Origin of the sequence: Vibrio sp. ER1A, assembly GCF_000733315.1 — a bacterium.
Classification (GTDB): domain Bacteria; phylum Pseudomonadota; class Gammaproteobacteria; order Enterobacterales; family Vibrionaceae; genus Vibrio; species Vibrio mediterranei.
On the sequence record NZ_JPJA01000095.1, the window covers coordinates 21643 to 38198 of the forward strand.

Annotated in this window: 14 protein-coding genes; 6 read left to right on the plus strand and 8 right to left on the minus strand. The window is 44.0% G+C overall.

What is annotated here, in order from left to right; all coding sequences use genetic code 11:
• The first annotated feature begins 261 nt into the window (after positions 1 to 261).
• The 3 genes from HW45_RS25115 to HW45_RS25125 all read left to right on the plus strand — a co-directional run bounded on the left by HW45_RS25115 (position 262) and on the right by HW45_RS25125 (position 2710).
• Positions 262 to 723, plus strand: a complete 462-nt coding sequence (locus HW45_RS25115) for a hypothetical protein (protein ID WP_006069365.1) — start codon at positions 262 to 264, stop codon at positions 721 to 723.
• Positions 720 to 1751: an HlyD family secretion protein gene (locus HW45_RS25120; RefSeq protein WP_038230715.1), complete on the plus strand. Its 1032-nt coding sequence runs from the start codon at positions 720 to 722 to the stop codon at positions 1749 to 1751. Before HW45_RS25115 ends, HW45_RS25120 begins: the two co-directional genes overlap by 4 nt.
• A 275-nt stretch (positions 1752 to 2026) precedes the next feature.
• Positions 2027 to 2710 (plus strand): hypothetical protein, encoded by a 684-nt coding sequence (locus tag HW45_RS25125; RefSeq protein ID WP_038230716.1) that lies wholly within the window; start codon positions 2027 to 2029, stop codon positions 2708 to 2710.
• Between the two features lie 118 nt (positions 2711 to 2828).
• On the opposite strand, the gene HW45_RS25130 is transcribed toward HW45_RS25125, so the two are convergent.
• The 3 genes from HW45_RS25130 to HW45_RS25140 form a co-directional block, all read right to left on the minus strand.
• Positions 2829 to 3641: a hypothetical protein gene (locus tag HW45_RS25130; RefSeq protein WP_038230718.1), complete on the minus strand. Its 813-nt coding sequence runs from the start codon at positions 3639 to 3641 to the stop codon at positions 2829 to 2831.
• Positions 3642 to 3889: 248 nt separating this feature from the next.
• Positions 3890 to 4228 carry a hypothetical protein gene (locus HW45_RS25135; RefSeq protein WP_038230721.1) on the minus strand — a complete coding sequence of 113 codons (339 nt, stop codon included), beginning with the start codon at positions 4226 to 4228 and terminating at the stop codon, positions 3890 to 3892.
• Between the two features lie 11 nt (positions 4229 to 4239).
• Positions 4240 to 5502 carry a serine hydrolase domain-containing protein gene (locus tag HW45_RS25140; RefSeq protein ID WP_160171237.1) on the minus strand — a complete coding sequence of 421 codons (1263 nt, stop codon included), beginning with the start codon at positions 5500 to 5502 and terminating at the stop codon, positions 4240 to 4242.
• Positions 5503 to 5765: 263 nt separating this feature from the next.
• Here HW45_RS25140 and HW45_RS25145 point away from each other — a divergent pair, with 263 nt between their 5' ends.
• On the plus strand, positions 5766 to 8816 hold the full coding sequence (locus HW45_RS25145; protein ID WP_038230723.1) for an efflux RND transporter permease subunit: 3051 nt from the start codon (positions 5766 to 5768) through the stop codon (positions 8814 to 8816).
• A gap of 41 nt (positions 8817 to 8857) precedes the next feature.
• Here HW45_RS25145 and HW45_RS25150 read toward each other — a convergent pair whose 3' ends face one another.
• Positions 8858 to 9742, minus strand: a complete 885-nt coding sequence (locus tag HW45_RS25150) for a DMT family transporter (protein ID WP_038230724.1) — start codon at positions 9740 to 9742, stop codon at positions 8858 to 8860.
• A gap of 151 nt (positions 9743 to 9893) precedes the next feature.
• Positions 9894 to 12077, minus strand: coding sequence for a TonB-dependent receptor domain-containing protein (locus tag HW45_RS25155; RefSeq protein WP_038230725.1), 2184 nt, complete (start codon positions 12075 to 12077; stop codon positions 9894 to 9896).
• A gap of 242 nt (positions 12078 to 12319) precedes the next feature.
• On the opposite strand from HW45_RS25155, the gene HW45_RS25160 reads away from it, so the two are divergent.
• Both HW45_RS25160 and HW45_RS25165 read left to right on the plus strand, forming a co-directional pair.
• A complete protein-coding gene (locus HW45_RS25160; RefSeq protein ID WP_081875904.1) occupies positions 12320 to 13165 on the plus strand; it encodes a LysR family transcriptional regulator in 846 nt (281 codons plus the stop codon).
• Positions 13166 to 13264: 99 nt separating this feature from the next.
• Entirely contained in the window at positions 13265 to 13738 is a 474-nt protein-coding gene (locus HW45_RS25165; protein ID WP_038230729.1) for a DM13 domain-containing protein, read from the plus strand.
• Between the two features lie 15 nt (positions 13739 to 13753).
• On the opposite strand, the gene nagA is transcribed toward HW45_RS25165, so the two are convergent.
• The 3 genes from nagA to HW45_RS25180 form a co-directional block, all read right to left on the minus strand.
• Positions 13754 to 14890, minus strand: coding sequence for an N-acetylglucosamine-6-phosphate deacetylase (gene nagA / locus HW45_RS25170; RefSeq protein ID WP_038230730.1), 1137 nt, complete (start codon positions 14888 to 14890; stop codon positions 13754 to 13756).
• 65 nt (positions 14891 to 14955) lie between these two features.
• Complete coding sequence (locus tag HW45_RS25175) at positions 14956 to 15816, minus strand: N-acetylmannosamine kinase (protein WP_038230733.1); 861 nt, start codon at positions 15814 to 15816, stop codon at positions 14956 to 14958.
• Positions 15797 to 16513, minus strand: coding sequence for a putative N-acetylmannosamine-6-phosphate 2-epimerase (locus tag HW45_RS25180; RefSeq protein WP_038230734.1), 717 nt, complete (start codon positions 16511 to 16513; stop codon positions 15797 to 15799). Before HW45_RS25180 ends, HW45_RS25175 begins: the two co-directional genes overlap by 20 nt.
• Between the last annotated feature and the right edge of the window lie 43 nt (positions 16514 to 16556).

Sequence of the window (16556 nt, forward strand, 5' to 3'; positions counted from 1 at the left end):
GGTTCGAGTCATAACATTGCTCCAGCACCTAAATTAATTTTAATCCAACAACGCTAAGGATAGCCTGATACAAGGCAATGACATGTTCAGACTATTGAAACACTCATTACTGGTTACCAGCGCCGTCCCAACGCTGGTCTTTGCAGGTGAACGCCGATCATCCGATAGGCTTAAACTTGGTCCTCAGGAAGCTCCTTTACCTCCGCAGTACCTACCTGAAGTCATATCACTATGTCGCAAAGCCGAACGAGTAATCAAATCATGAAAAACAAGTTAACAGCAGTACTCCGTTTTTTAACCAAGTGGATGTTAATAGTCAGTGGTTTTCTATCACTAAGCTATTTCTTTTCATTGCTATCGAAAGTGCATGGTAAAGACCTTCCTGAAAGCTATTTCAGCGATGGTATGCCTAGCATATTGGGGCTTCTTAACTCAGAGCTCTTTATGGGTATTATTTTCGTTATCACCATTTCTATCATCGTTTACGTCTTATACCTGTTGTGGCAATTACATGAAGTCGCGGTTCACCGAAGTCAATACATGCAGAGCGCTCACGCCAACCTAGTATTCGCACTATCCCTTTGTGGGTTATTTATCGACAAATTATGGTGGGTATTAGCTGTCATTATTGCCTTCACTAACTGGGAAGCGTTGGCTTCAGCATTAAGTAAGGTCATTCACACCGGAATCCACGGCGACAAAAAGCAGGAGCAATCGTCATGAAAGAAATTATGCTTCCGTATGTCCTGATTGTTTGGTTACTAGTGAAATTAGGCGTCATCAAATGGACCCTCCGTAATGCGGTGATTAGCGTTGGTTTTGGTACCTTTTTAGCATTTATGCTGTTTACTGCGCACCGATTTTGGTCGCCCGCTGATTTGACAGACAGCACCACAGTAAAAGCGCCTCATGCGGTACTAAGCCCTTTGTTTGGGCAGCAAGTCAAAGACATTTACGTGACTCATAACCAACGAGTCAAGAAAGGTGAGTTACTGTATACGTTAGAGTCAGAAGACACAGACGAAGAGTTGAAGAGCTTGCACTCTAGCCTTGTTGCGGCTGAACATCGAATTATCAGCATCGAAGAGCAGATTGCGATTGATGTTAAGAACCATAAACGCCTGATTAACCTAGATGAGTTTAGCTCTGAACAAGAAAGAGATGAGCTGCATACCAAAATACAACAAGGGAAAGCAGACCTAATGGCAGCTCGCTCCGATGTTGATGGTATTCAAGCTCAGATCAACCAAAAGCAATGGTTAAACGACCGCAACCAGATCAGAGCACCTTTTGATGGTGTAGTAGGTGTTATTAACATTGCCAAAGGCTCTCGTACTGGCAACTTGTATCTCTATAACATCGAGAAGAAATTCGTCGAAATGCGCGTAAGTGACCAAACTTTCCGACATATAAAGGAAGGTCAATTCGCCGAGTTTTATGTTAATTCTCATCCAGGTGAAGTATTTCGCGGTCGAGTACACAGCATTACAACCAATACCGGTGAAGCGACCGTATCTGCTCGCGGTAACACGCAACAAGTTCGCCAGCACGTAGGCAACAACACCGGTGCACATGGTCGTACTGTTGTTATTGAATTTAATGAACCGGAAGGCTACGACGTGCCACTTGGCGCCACAGGTTCAGGCTGGATATCAGCAAGCAAGCCGTCCCAGGCACTTGGTTTTATGGACATCATCGGTGGTGCAACAGTACGATTGAAAGCACTTAAAGCTTATCTAAGCGCTATTTAATGTTAACCCTTTTAAGGCCCGCGCATAGTTGGAACTCTGATTGGAACTGGTAAGGAAAATTGGGCCTACAACACCTCACTTATGTGGGGTGTTTTTTTATCTTTAACCAGATATTTATCCCCATTTTGGCAGCTTAATAGTCTCTTGCCCTAGATACGCAAATAGCAACCCCGTCCATTCGAATAACGAATACAAGCCAACTAACTCCTATCGGAACTTTTCATTATCTTTTGCATCGCTCTCAACAAGAAGAGTATCAATAAAAGGTAATTAAAATGAAAAAGACAGCAATCGTTCTAGCGTTAACTTCAGTATTTGCAACTAATGCTATGGCAGACGGTGTAACTGGTGGTGTGGAACTAGATGCTAAGTTCGTAAATGGCGCGGCCGAATATAAAGCAGACAATGGCTCTGGTATCAAAGCGTTCATCGGTTATGAAGGTTTCGGTGCTTCAGCTAAGCGCAAAGCAAACTTTGAAAATGAGTACAACCTTAACTACACCCATGATTTTGGTAACATCTGGCTAAAAGGCGAATATGAGTTCGTTGATAAGAAGAGTCGTCAACAGCCAGCTAACGACCAAAACAAATTTGGTGTTACCGTTGGTGGTAACGTGGCGGAACTATTCGATACCTCATTGCGTTTGCGTAAAGACACCGACTTAAACTCCAATACTCTCGCTCCACGTGGAGATATCTATCGCTTTGATCTAGCAGCTGGTAAGCAAGTTACTGAACGTGTGTACCTGAATGCCAAAGTGGTTGGGCAAAAACAGAATAAGAAAGAAGCAATTACTGTTGGCGACAAGAACAAAGACTCTATCTACAACCTAGAGCTGCGTGCCACATTTACCGCTATCGACAATATGATCCCTTATGTAGAAGTAGGTAATGAGGGTAAATTTGGCACTGACACTCGCAATACCTACGGCAAAGTGGGCGTTGTTTTCCCATTCTAATTTGACACTATTAGTTAAAGCACAAAGATATTCGAAGGAATGAATATCTTACAGTGAACCTATTATTCCTTCTTCATCCCTTCAAACAGTCTTACTGCTCAATATCTTCAAAACAACTCTAGAACTGGTAATTGAACTCTACCCTCTGGTCACCTTCAAAATAGCTTTGTTCTTGAGTCCAGTTGGCAAAATAGCGCACGTTAAAGCGAGGCGTAAACTGATAAGACACTGCAAATTCATTAGTAAAGATAGAACTCATTCCTACGCCGTATGCATTGTCGACATAAGATTTAGAACCAGATAGAGTCGTTAACCACATCGGATTGTAGTTAAGCCATAGCTTATCCGTAATCGCATATTTGGTATAAGCCCCCACTACTGCGTATGTTCCTGGAACTGTGTAACCATTATCTTGTGGTTCAGTTTGACAATCGTTAGCATCGGTGCAACTGGGAAAATCCCCATTGCGCACATTGACGCCCAATCCTGCAAGTGGATAGAGGTTAAGGTTGCCCCATTTAGGCAATGCTTGAATAAAACTATAGGACGCATTCAAACTTTCTTGCTCCACGTTATAGTTCAGATCAAGTTGACTACCGCGACCATTGGTGGTGTCCACACTAAAGTTTCGAAAACGAACGCTATCAATTGAATTGTCACGACTACCCGTTCCAGACCAACCGAGATATTCTCCAGCTATTCCCTTCACTTCGATGATGTTCATCGCCATGGTATCAGGGTTACCTGTATCGTATGTGCGCCCGACTTTGATGTTTAAACCTTTGTCCGATGTCCCAGCACCCGCCTGCGTATAAACCGCTAAAGGGTCAGACATATCTTGGATTTCAGTATCGGAATTTTGGTCTGCAAAAGAAGAAAAAGAACAAACAGCTACCGTGGCCGCCGTTAAAAAAGAAATGTGTGCACGCATATAAACTCACCCTAATACAAAACAAACCTCCTTTTGTATTACCAACACTACTTTCTCGATTGGCAGCACCTCATCCATAAAATGCTGGGGAAGCCTAAAAGCGAGAGGCTATAACCTCAATTAACTCAAGGTTATAGCCTCTATTACTCTGCGATTATTGACTCGAATATAAGTTAATAAGAATCAAACCGTTAGTTATCAATTATATCGTCTCAAAGACTGATAAAAGTGTTAATTACATCACTCAATCACCAGCTATCATCAATCGCAGCGTCAACAATAGCATCCTCAACCACAGCGTCTTCATAGTCTGAAATAATCGCATCTTCAACAACTGCTTCACCAATTAACTGATCACATTCTGCATCCGCATATGCACCATCAATTACACCAGCGGCACCACCAATCATTGCTCCTGATTTGGCATCACCGGCGACTGCTCCTACGACACCACCAACGATCGCACCATCAACAGCATCAGTAATTACATTACCTCCATCGCAAGGATGATAGGCAAACACGTTTGCTGAACAAGTGACAAGAATAGCGCTTAACCATAACCTTGTTTGAAGCTGTTTTATTTTCATCGATTCAGCCTCTATCGTTGGTGCAATTGACTAATGATGGCGTCGATCGCCGAAAGCATCTCACCATCCCATACATCATTGATGGAAGTTGGAGCGCTAGCTTGTCTAACGATGACTACGTTTTCCGTTGGGTCTACATAAATCCACTGTCCAAAGATACCCAGAGCTGTATAAGCTTGGTTGCTATTGTTAGTGTGCCAAAATTGGTTTCGGTAGCTCCAGCCTTCAAAAACTTCGCCTTTCGCTCCATATCCTCCTTTCTCGAAAGCATCAACATCACCGCCATTTTGCGTCGATTGAACGGCTTCTTTAGGTAATACTTGTTCGCCCACTAGATTCTTGCCTTGAGAGACCAACATCTGACCAAATTTGGCTAAGTCGCGCGCTGTCGCGTTGAGTCCACCCGATGCCAAAGCCGTCCCTTCATCGTCAACAATAATGAAGGCGTCTCGCTCCATACCTAGTTTTGACCAGATTCTTTCCGACAACACTACATTAAAGGGTTTACCTTCAACACGTTCAATCAACCAAGCCACCACGTCAGTGTTGGCTGAAATGTAATGGAATTCTTCTCCATGTTGACGTGAACCCTCTTTATTCAGTGTGCTCAAAAATTCATGAATGGTTTTAGGACCGTTATAGTCATTTTCCATTGGGGCAAAGCCAATGGTTTTCATATGCTGAAATACTTCCGCGTTAGGATCTTCGTATTTTTCTGAGTATTTGACGTTATTACTCATATCCATCACTTTACCAACCGAAGCATCACCGAATGCTGACCCTTTTAGCTCCGGAATGTACTCAGATATCTGTACTTGGCGCTTAAGTTTTCCTTCCGCTACTAGCGTCGCAGCAATGATTCCTGTAAACGACTTCGTCACTGACATCATTTGATGCTGAGTTCGCTCTGTTTGGCCATCGAAATACTGCTCATGCACAATTTTCCCATCTTTCAATACAACGAAGGCATCCGCACGATGCTTCTCCAACATGTCTTGTAAAGTCATCGGCTTGCCTTGATGAAGAAAATGGACGTCACCTAATTGCTGCTCAGCATATGAGAGTAAAATGGGAGTGTTCGCTCCTGAGTCAACATTTTTGGTTTTCATGAACTCTTGCATATTTTTATAGGTGTATCGATTTTGGTCTGCCGCCAATAGGTTCGATTCATTGATGCCCATTTCAACACGTGTTTTTCCTTCTGCTGGGTTTGCATTTGCACCAAACGATCCCATAAGTACAGCAAGTGAAAGGGTTAAAATAGATTTTCTCATAGTAGCCTCAAGTAATTGGGTGCCGAACACCATCGATTTATAGTGCAAACTTTATCCTCAATACTCATTCCTACAAAAATAGCTACCATTGAAAATTCGAATAAATTAATACAAAGAACTGTCCAAAAAGATATCGAAAATTGGTGTATTCGAACCGCAAATAAAACCTGCCAAACATCTCAATAGATCGACTAGTAACTCATTTGTTATTAAAAATTCACGAGCGTAATATCCGGACAATTTCCAATAACTCGGTGGCTGACATGTTTAAAATGTTCATAGAAAGACCTAAATTCGCGATAGTGATAGCCCTACTCATTTCGCTAATAGGAGCCATTTCTGCAGCAAACTCACCCATAGGCAGGTATCCAGATGTCGCACCTGTTACTGTCGAAGTCCGAACCTTTATGGATGGAGCAAGTGCTAATGTCATGGCTAAATCGGTGGCGCCAGAAATAGAAAAACAAGTTAACGGCGTATCTGGTATGGAATACATGAAATCCACCAGCGGAGCCGACGGTACCTATACGCTGGAAGTGGTGTTTGAAAGTGGGACAGACTCAGACAAAGCAGTGAACCTCGTCCAAAATCGCGTAAACCTTGCGCTACCGGAGTTGCCTGGGGATGTCATGCGCAATGGTGTCAAGGTAGAAAAACTCTCTAACGGTTTAATGCTTGGGATATCTATCACCGACCCGTCAGGCGGCGCCTCTGCTATTGATATCAGCGCCTTCTCTGGAGGCCCATTAAAAGAGAAAATCCAACGGGTGAACGGCGTGTCGAAAGTAGATGTCCTCGGAGAGAAGAAGTACTCCATTCGAGTTTGGCTCAATCCAGATAAAATGAAGTATTACTCTATCAACGTAGGAGACATCAATGATGCTATCGCTACACAAAACAAGATAGCTTCAGCAGGCAGCCTCGTTGATGACAAACTGGAGTTCCCAATCACTGTGAATGGTGGTCTCGCCACTCCAGAGGAGTTTGGAGATATTGTAGTTCGCTCAGACGAGCTGGGTAAGACCATCTATTTGAAAGACGTTGCTAACATTGAGCTTGGTAGTGAAATATACACAGCCAATGCCTATGGCGAAAATGCTAACGGAACGGTTTTATTCATTTACAAAACACCAGAAGCAAACGCGATGAATGTCGCTAAAGAGATTAAGGCACTGTTAGAGCAACCTAACCCGTACCAAATTAAAGTCGTTTATGATGCCACTACCTTCATCGATGGTGCTATTTATAGCGTGCTGGAGACCTTAGTACTTGCGGTTGCAATCGTGTCTTTAGTTACTCTGATTTTCATGCAAAACTTCAGGCTAACACTAATTACCATTACGGCCATTCCAGTATCTTTAATCGGAACCTTCGCCGTCATGAGTGCGTTAGGTATTCAAGTTAATATCATCTCTATGTTTGGCTTAGTCATGGCAATAGGGATCGTCGTAGACGCTGCCATCATTGTCATTGAGAACGCAGAGCATCAGCTTCACGAGAACCCCGAACTTAGCGTTAAGCAGGCCGTCTCTAAAGCATTGGATATCACTTTCTCACCAATTATCGCTTCAATGCTAGTCTTGCTCGCTGTATTCACTCCATCGTTGTTTATTCCAGGAATGGCTGGAACCATTTACTCTGAGTTTGGCATAGTGCTGTGTGCCTCGGTTATTGTTTCGACCTTAGTGGCCTTGACGCTAACACCAGCACTTTGTTCGTTATTTATGAAACCACCCAAAAAGAACATCATCGCCAAATCTGTTGAATGGGTGATTACTCAGAAAATTCGTGCCTTTGCTGGTTTAGCGTGGACAGCGACCCGTCTGCCTTTGATAACGATCTTACTATTGGCTGGTGGCCTTTATCTCTCCATTGACCGTGGTGTAAACCTGCCTACTGGCCTGCTTCCCGAAGAAGATACCAGCGCCATTTTTGTTGTTGGCAGTTTCCCTCAAGGTACTGCTCTTGCAGCAACAGATCAGTATTTGGCAACATTAACTCAGCAACTCAACAAAATTCCAGGAATCTCGACCAGTGTTGAAGCGTCAGGTTTTAACTTACTGACCAATACCGCCGAGATGAGCAGTTTTATGATGTTACTGTCATTGGATGACATGCTGAGTCGTCAAGCAAGTGATGCGGAATTGACGGAACAAATTAACCATGTTTTGTCAGAGAATACCGATATCCAAGCGTTCGCATTTAAACCGCCAGTAATCCCGGAATTAGGGATGGTTGATGGTGTTAATTTCGTCCTGCTAGCACCAGAGCTGAGTCCAGTTGAGTTATACGAACTAACTCTGGAATTCAATTCTCGCTTGATGGAAGACGAGCGAGTTGGTTTAGCGATGGGACAATTTGAAGTCACCAAACCATCGATGAAACTGAACATCAAGCGGCAAGACCTCCTCAAATATGGTGCTACGTTTGCTGAAGTAGTGGAAGGTATGCAAACGCATTTTGGTGGTATGTATATCAACACGTTTAATATGGATGGTCGCAATTACAAGGTCATGGTGCAAAACGATCCCAAATTCCGATTAGACCCAGAAGCTTTAAAGAAAACCGGACTTTCTAAGGCTAACGGCACCCGAATAACTTACGATAAATTCTTTGATTTTGAAGAGATCAAAGTGCCTAACTTCATCACCCGATACAATGCAGAACAAGGTGTTTTCATTGATGTTATCCCTGCCGTTTCCACCGGCCAAGCCATTAGTGCAATTCAAGAACTAGCGGATGAGTTAGGTTATCGAGTGGAGTTTACTGGTGCTGCTAAAGAAGAAGTCTCCGCGGGCAATACAGTGGCTATTGTGATGGGCTTAGCGATGCTCGTGACATTTCTTGTTCTTGTCGCCCAATACGAATCTTGGCTAGTTCCATTGGCGATTATGCTTACCGTCCCCACTGCCATTATTGGAATTGTAGAAGGCGTTATACATATTCAAGGCAACATCAATATTCTCACGCAACTCGCCGCTATACTACTAATTGGTATGACAGTTCGAAATGCGATTCTCATCGTAGAGTTTGCCAAAACACTACGAGACGACAATAACTTCACCATCAAAGAAGCAGCCGTACAAGCGTTACGTCTTCGTGCTAGAGCAGTATTTATGACGGCATTTTCATTTGGTGTCGGACTTATACCACTGATGTTAGCTAACGCAGTTGGCTCTGGAGGTCAACAAGCGTTAGGTTGGGCATCATTTGGCGGAATAGTTTCAGCAACTTTCATTGGCTGTATCATGGCGAGCGTGTTCTTTGTCGTCATTCAACAAATTCGGGAACACTTTAAGTCTATTCCCGCTTAAGCAAACTCGCAGAGCCTTCCCTAGGCTCTGCGACCAATTTGTTATGATGTTGGCGCTCGGCGAAGCGATGACAACGAGAAGCCCGTTACCAGCATAGTGCCACTAATTACTAAAACCGTTCCAACAACGGTATTCACACCTATTGGCTCTCCTAAGAATAGATTTCCCCATAAAATACCAAACATTGGGATAAGGAACGTTACTGATAAAGCCGAAGACGGACCAATGTCGTTAACTAACCGGAAATACAACAGATAGGCTGCGCCAGTGCATACAACCCCAAGTAACACCACAGAGATCCAAACTTCTCGTGTAGGTGTTTCTCGCATTGGCACAAATGGAATCAACGGCAACACGATAAGACAAGCAGCCCACATACTACCGTGTGCATTATTAAATGCAGGAACAGACGGTGCATTTTTCGCATAATTGGTTGCGATGCCATAACAACAGGCCGCCATCACGCCAGCAATTATCGGCAATGTCGCTTGCTCACCAATACGAACTGCATCCCAGCCAACCAATACCGCAACTCCAACAATCCCAACCAATAAACCAAGTGCACCACGCTTAGTTAGCGGTGTTTTGGTCCAAAATACACCAATAACTGCCCCCCAAATCGCTGCGGTAGAGTTAAGTATCGACAGTGTTGATGCATTGAGTGTTTGTGCCGCATAGGCAAACAACAAAAAAGGCAGCGCTGTATTAAACAGTCCGATAGTAAAAAAGTGTCTGGTATGTTTGGTGAATTCAAGTTTCTTTTTTAGATAGACACTGATAATAAGAAGAGCGAGAGCAGCAAAGAAGACCCGCGCCTCAATGAGCACTGCTGGCCCCATAACATTGGCGGCAATACGCATGAAGAGAAAAGACCCGCCCCATATCGATGCCAATAGTATGAGTCTTAGAAAGCTTGCCAAATTCATCGTTGTTACTTATGTCTGCTAATCGTTGTACTTACTTTGCGTGATGGTTAGAAAAACCACAACCCCTACCAAAGGCTTATTCCGCTTACACTACCGAAAATGGCGAATAGATGATGTCGAGAACACCATCTATTCGCCAATGACGTGGGTGTTAGAAATCGTAAGTCATACTCAATCTGACCTCACGGCCAGGCCCCGGAACACCATTTGAAAGATAAGGTTCGTAATACACATCTGCGATATTCTTCACTGTTGCTCTTAGCATAAGATCCTTGTGCGCTTGAGGCTGCCAACTGACATAAATATCCTGAAGAGTGTATTGCTCACTCGCTTGTGCAAAGTAAATGGAATCTTCAACATTTTCTTGCGCATCATACCAACGCAATTTATAGCCTGTGGTGAAGCCTTTAATCCACTCATAGCCCAAGCCAAGTTTTACACTCATCGGTGGAATACCGTACATATGTTGATCTTCGCCACTAGAATCTGTCAATGAGCCATTGTGTTTGCCTGCGATGTAGCTTGCACTGATATCGCTGAAAAATGCGGCAACACGATACTGTGCTTGCACATCAACACCATAGTTACGATAGCCATCCAAATTCACTTTCCAGCTCTGCAACGTATTCGGGTCACTGTCCAGGTTCACCCCTGTTCGGTTCATTACATTGTTGGTGACATCGTTATAGAAGCCAGTAATTTCTGTCGATAACATATCTTTGTTAGCAAACAGACCAGATAGGCTGTTGATCATAGATGCACGATAGGCATGAATACGCTGTGCTTCTAATTCTCTTGCTGTCGCAGAGGCTTTGGCACGCGCATATTGCACCGCGTAGATATCATCAACTGAAGGGGCCTTCATTTGGTAGGCATAGGCAAAGTTTAATAGCGTTTGATCCGTAAGATCATAATCCAATTGAATTCTTGGACTGAATCCTGAATGCGACACTTCACTATAGTCATGCCCAGCAGCTGGGTCATTATAATCCGGCGCAGGGTTTTCTTTGCCTTTAGACTTTACATAGTCATAGCGCAAAGATGGGGTTACACGAAAACGATCTGTGACTTCAATTTTATCAGCCAAGTAAGCGGAATACATCGTTTGCGTACCCGATGGATCGTAATAAGGGATGAAGATACCGTAGTTTTTCTTTGGCTTATTATAGATCTTGGTAGCATTATGAACGAGCGTATCTCTATTGTTTCTCTCATATTGCAGGCCAGCAGTAATGGTCTGGCGACCAATTTTCATTTCGTTGTTAATGTCGACATAATCTCGCTGATACGATGCCCATGATTCATGACCGTACGCGCCAATGGAGACGAACATCTTCTTCCAAGCAACATCAGGACGACGCCAGTGCCTCTCATTATCACTGTGTGCCGCTGTGATTTTTAGGTTCACTAAAGGTGAGCTTGGGTTATATGAGTATCGGGCCGATGTGGTTTTATCTTTGTATTCGTTTTGTACTGTGTAGGCGTATTTTGCCGCTTCTAATGAGCCGTATTTGCGGATATTGTAGTCACTTATCTTGGCAAAGACTCCACGGCGGGTCGCCCAAGGTTGTCGCCCCTCATCGTTATAAAAGGTATGGCTGATTTCAAAAAGATGGACTGCATTCTCGTATCCGATTTTAAATAGACCATTGTTTTGGTTATATGCGGAGTATTCAAGCGAGTCTCCTCCACCAACTCGAATATCATTAGCGTCTTTCCACGTCCCAGAAGCGAGTGCGTAAATTCCATTGTCCGCTTTACCGAACGCCGTGACACCGATATGGGTCTGGTCATCGTTATCGTTGTAACCTAAATGAACTCGAGCACCGACTTTACGGCCCGCTTTTAGCAGTTCATCTACCGACTTTGTTCTAATCCGGATAGTACCACCAAATTTACTACCCGCTTGAACATCGTGAGCACCTTTGGTGACTTCAGCTTCACCAATTAAGTACGGGTCAAAAAAGAACGAACCATATCGATATTGTTCAAAACCGATAGGTGCACCATCAACATACACACCAAGATCACTAGGGTCAGAAAAACCCCAAATGCTAATGCGTTCGCCACCAGCACGAGCACCACCATCAAAAGAGACTCCTGGGATGTCTTCAAACAGCTCTGCTATGTTTGTTGGCTGTTCAATTTCAATCTTTTCTTGAGTCACCAAGGTTTCGCCCGGCTTATCAATCGTTAGTGGCCTCGTATAACCTGTCCCGTAGACATCCATGACTTCGGTATCATCATTTGTTGAGCTCTCTGCCACTGCAAAAAACGTTACTTGAGGAAGAGCAAGCGCAAGCAAAATCGCTTTTCTAAGAGTTACATTCATCATTATATTTATGTAGTTATCAGGAAGAGCGAATAGTACATTTACTCCACTTATAGATCAAAATGATAATCATTATCATTACAATCTTTATACTCAATACGACAAAAAAGTGACGTTGTAGGTTCAATTTGGTCAATTCACCAAGCAACATTCATGAGCGAGATACATATTTGGTTGCTTCTGCTTCTTGGACTGCGATTTGAGCTCTGCTAGGATGAAAATAACACCCTCAAAATCAGGCTCCTATGGACTTAAATTTACTTACAACGTTTGCTGCTGTTTATCGTCATCGTTCTATAACAATGGCAGCAGAAGAATTGGAGCTCACTCAACCCGCAGTTAGTGCAGCTTTGAAGCGTCTGGAAGGAGTAGTGGGTAAGACACTGTTTGTTCGTTCAGGGAGAGGAATTGCTCCGACTGGTGCGGCCGTTGCATTGGCAGACAAAATTGAAATGCCGCTGTCGATCTTAGAAACGATAGAAAGGCGGCAAGAAATTACCAAAGTCTATTGTAGTGAAGCGCTGATGCACCTGGTATGCGATTTACCAGGACTGTCATTTATCGAGGCTCCATTGAGTGAAGAGCAGCTGCTTGCCGACATAGATTCTCAAAAAGTTGACCTCGCCATTGATATTGCAACGAGTATGAGCCAAGCCCATATCGTAGAGGATATTTTCGATGAGCCTGCCGTCTGCGTCTGTAGACAAGATCATCCAGACATCGGCGATACACTGTCCTACGAGGAGTATTTAAAAGCACAACATATTGCACTGAAAATTCGTCGTAACAACGTCAACATGATGGATTTTTTATCTGAAAAGCCTAGCCCACCGAGAGTGATAAAGGCTGAAACCGGTTCGGTGTCGAGCATGTTAGCGCTTGCGGCAACTACTAACTTAGTCGGCGCATCAACCCTCTCCCTAGCAAATCATTTGGCACCGATGCTTAATCTCAAAGTATTCCCCATTCCTCTGGAAATACGTAATGTCCAACATCGGATGATTTACCATCGCCGTTTTATCAATGATGACGATCACAAGGCGGCGAGAGAAACGCTTAAAGCCGTCATTCAAAACAATCAATATCTGTAAACATAACCACCTATCACACCGATAAAGTTGATGGCTCTAACAAGCTTGCGCTATGGTTAACGATAAAGGTGACAACGTTGTAACGTCGAAGGAGTGACTGTGAAACGAGTAATTCTACTATTTACCCATTTGGGGGCTCTTCTTTGTGGCTTTATGCTAGGTATTTATGTGCTGCCTATTTTGACTCAACCAGAATCTCCTTCTATTGAGAGTATCCAAACCAATTCCAACAACATTGTCTACTCAGGCACCTTCGACAAAGACCGTCAGGACAGCGATTTTTTCCATTGGGGAGAAGGCAACATTAGTTTTACCATTAACAGTGCAATGTTCGTTGGAGAGCTTGCTCCCGGACCAGACTACAAACTTTACCTATCTCCGATCTATGTGGAAACCGAAGCAGATTTTAAAGCTAATAAAGCCAGCATGTTACAAGTGGGAGATATAGAAACCTTTGATAGATTTTTACTATCGCTGCCTGAAGGCACAGACCTCAGTCAATACACGGCAGCGATCATTTGGTGTGAAAGCTTTGGCGAGTTTATTACCTCAGCGAAATTACAAGCAAACTAACTTCATAAACAGAAGCTAAGGATTTAGCGTACCATCAACTAATACCGCATAGGAGCTGTAATCAGAATTAAGTATGGTTGCAGCGGCTCGGTAACCCGGCTTCAAAATACCCACGTCGTCCAGATTAAGCGCCTCGGCTGGATAGGTTGAAGCCATTCTCAATACCTCAGCCTCATTCAGTCCCCAGGCAATGGCATTAGCGACAGACTGGTCCATGCCAATATGCGCACCAGCTAGAGATCCACTTGAGTTCACCAATTTGCCATCTTGTACCGAAATTTCTTCACCATCTAAGACAAAGCGATTGGTTCTACTGCCGACACTCGCCATCGCATCGGTCACAATAAGCAGCTTCCCTTCTGGCTTAAGCTTATGAGCCATCAAAACGTTTTGCGTTGCAACATGAATACCGTCGACAATAATTGAGCACCAAGCATGATCGGTCATTAATGCTGTGCCAACAGTACCAGGCTCACGCCCTTCAAGCGGCGACATCGCATTAAACAAATGCGTAAAACCATTTACTGAAGCAAGTTTTTCTGCCGTTAACTGATGCTGAGTTGCGTTACTGTGCCCACAAGACACCACAACGTGATGCTGCTGCAACCAATTTAGTGCCTGCGTGTCGACATTCTCTGCCGCTAACGTGACTAAACTAACCCCTCGCTCTAGCCACGGAAAAGCTTCCAACTGTTCAATCGTTGGGCTATAAAATTTATTGGCATCGTGAGCGCCTTTCTTGTCTTTATTAAGCCAAGGCCCCTCTAGGTGAACACCTAATACACCTGCCACGCTCTGCTCTATCGCACTCTCCGCAGCAATCAGCGCCGTTTTCATTTCCTCTGGCGTTGCGCTAATCAAAGTTGGTAATAGATAGGCTGTACCGTGTTGACGATGCGCTCGACAAATAGTGTCTATACCGTCAACAGTTGTATCAGAGTTAAACATGACATCGCCGCCGCCATTCACTTGAATATCGATAAATCCCGGCGCAACAATTTTGTCGCCAACATCAGTAACAATGACTGAGCTAGGCAATGTAGACGTGGGGACTATGTCTACAATCCGGTCTCCTTTCCAAACCAATGCAGAGTCGGAATGGTACTGCTCGCCATCGAAAATCGTCTTGGCTGTGATTGCTCGTATCGTCATTTGTCTATCTATTCCTTCCATCAACAACCTATGAGGCTGTGAAACACTAATTTTTACCCATTTCGCTATGAGAATTGGGCTGCAGCACCCAATAAACATGCATCATAATCACCGGTTGCCTTAACGACGTCTATTCGAAATGCTGCTGGCATTGTTTCGATATAGTCTAGAACTAATGGAATGTACGCCTCCGTTAGCCCTATTCCTCCACCCAGACAAATAAGTTCTAAGTCTAGTGTAGCTTTCAAATTGCAACACAGCTGAGCAACCGCATGCGCACTCTTTTTGATGATGTCCATTGCTTGCGCATTGTTGCTGGCGAGTTCAAACAACTCAATATTCGAGATTGTCGGGTGAATAGCTTGACGAGCAACTCGGTTAATTGCTGTTCCAGAGGCAATGCTTTCAACACAACCACGTTGTCCACAACCACAGACAGGACCATTGATATCAATACTGGTATGGCCGATATGTCCAGCGAGATGCTGACTCCCTTTATACAGTTGCCCGTTAAGAACCAAACCACCACCAACACCAGTTGATACCGTTATGTAAGCCATATTGTTTACGGGGGTTTTGAGAGAGCGATATTCATACCAAGCAGCCGCTTGAGCATCATTGAGAATAGCAACAGGCTTATCTGTTTGTGCTTCTATCTCTTTATGTAAAGGGAACGGTTGAGGGAAGGCAAGAGTATCGGGATTAATAGAAGTAATGCCTTCTGGTTTCACCCATCCCGTAGTAGATATGCCAATCTGTGTGACTTGGTGCATCCATGACCGACACTGTATAAGAATTTGACTAGCAAACTCTTGTACACATGTCGTCTCAGGCGTCGCTAGCTGAGCACGCTCTATCAGTTCACCATTTTGAACCAATCCTAGAGCAACTTTAGTACCACCAATATCAATAGCTAACGTGCTCATACTGTTTCACCTCTGCTTGAGTTGCCGCATTGAACCATTGAGTCACCACTTCTAATCTTGTCAGTGCAGAGCCTACTGTAACGGCTATCGCACCATTGGCAATCGCTTTTGCTGCTAACTCCGGCGTATTGTATCGACCTTCTGCCATGGTAAAGAAGCCTTCGGCTGCAAATCTTCGAACTAGATTTAGATCAGGCTCGGTAGGCTCTTCGCCCCCCACATAGCCTGACAACGTCGAACCAATGATTTCCACACCTTGCTCATAAGCCCAAGCGCCATCCTCAAAACATGAACAATCCGCCATACCAAAAGAAGGCGTGCGTTGAATGGCATCTACAATCACCGCTCTAGATTCAGGACGAACTCGACTGGTTGCATCAAACGCAATAATTGTTGCGCCCGCGGCCGCTAGCGCTTCCACATCCTCAACATAAGGCGTAATTCTAACTGGACTGTCAATAAGGTCACGTTTCACGATACCGATAATTGGTATAGTCACATTAGCTGCTACAGCCGCAACATTTTTAACACCTTCGATACGTAAAGCTTTGGCACCCGCTTGCTGCGCAGCTAGAGCCATGGCAACAATAAATTCGGTTTTCTCGAGTGGACTTCCGACAACTGGCTGAATAGATACTACCGTTTGCCCACGCAATTGCTCTTTTAATTCTCTGATTTTTAGACTTTTATCTCTCACTTCGAGCCTCTCGTCTTATGTTGGCGTCAACGAAATATTGGAC

Bases quoted from the DNA above. Each gene is read 5' to 3' on its own strand.
- HW45_RS25115 (WP_006069365.1), top strand. From the start codon at position 262: ATGAAAAACAAGTTAACAGCAGTACTCCGTTTTTTAACCAAGTGGATG.
- HW45_RS25120 (WP_038230715.1), top strand. From the start codon at position 720: ATGAAAGAAATTATGCTTCCGTATGTCCTGATTGTTTGGTTACTAGTG.
- HW45_RS25125 (WP_038230716.1), top strand. From the start codon at position 2,027: ATGAAAAAGACAGCAATCGTTCTAGCGTTAACTTCAGTATTTGCAACT.
- HW45_RS25130 (WP_038230718.1), bottom strand. From the start codon at position 3,641: ATGCGTGCACACATTTCTTTTTTAACGGCGGCCACGGTAGCTGTTTGT.
- HW45_RS25135 (WP_038230721.1), bottom strand. From the start codon at position 4,228: ATGAAAATAAAACAGCTTCAAACAAGGTTATGGTTAAGCGCTATTCTT.
- HW45_RS25140 (WP_160171237.1), bottom strand. From the start codon at position 5,502: ATGAGAAAATCTATTTTAACCCTTTCACTTGCTGTACTTATGGGATCG.
- HW45_RS25145 (WP_038230723.1), top strand. From the start codon at position 5,766: ATGTTTAAAATGTTCATAGAAAGACCTAAATTCGCGATAGTGATAGCC.
- HW45_RS25150 (WP_038230724.1), bottom strand. From the start codon at position 9,742: ATGAATTTGGCAAGCTTTCTAAGACTCATACTATTGGCATCGATATGG.
- HW45_RS25155 (WP_038230725.1), bottom strand. From the start codon at position 12,077: ATGATGAATGTAACTCTTAGAAAAGCGATTTTGCTTGCGCTTGCTCTT.
- HW45_RS25160 (WP_081875904.1), top strand. From the start codon at position 12,320: ATGGACTTAAATTTACTTACAACGTTTGCTGCTGTTTATCGTCATCGT.
- nagA (WP_038230730.1), bottom strand. From the start codon at position 14,890: ATGACGATACGAGCAATCACAGCCAAGACGATTTTCGATGGCGAGCAG.
- HW45_RS25175 (WP_038230733.1), bottom strand. From the start codon at position 15,816: ATGAGCACGTTAGCTATTGATATTGGTGGTACTAAAGTTGCTCTAGGA.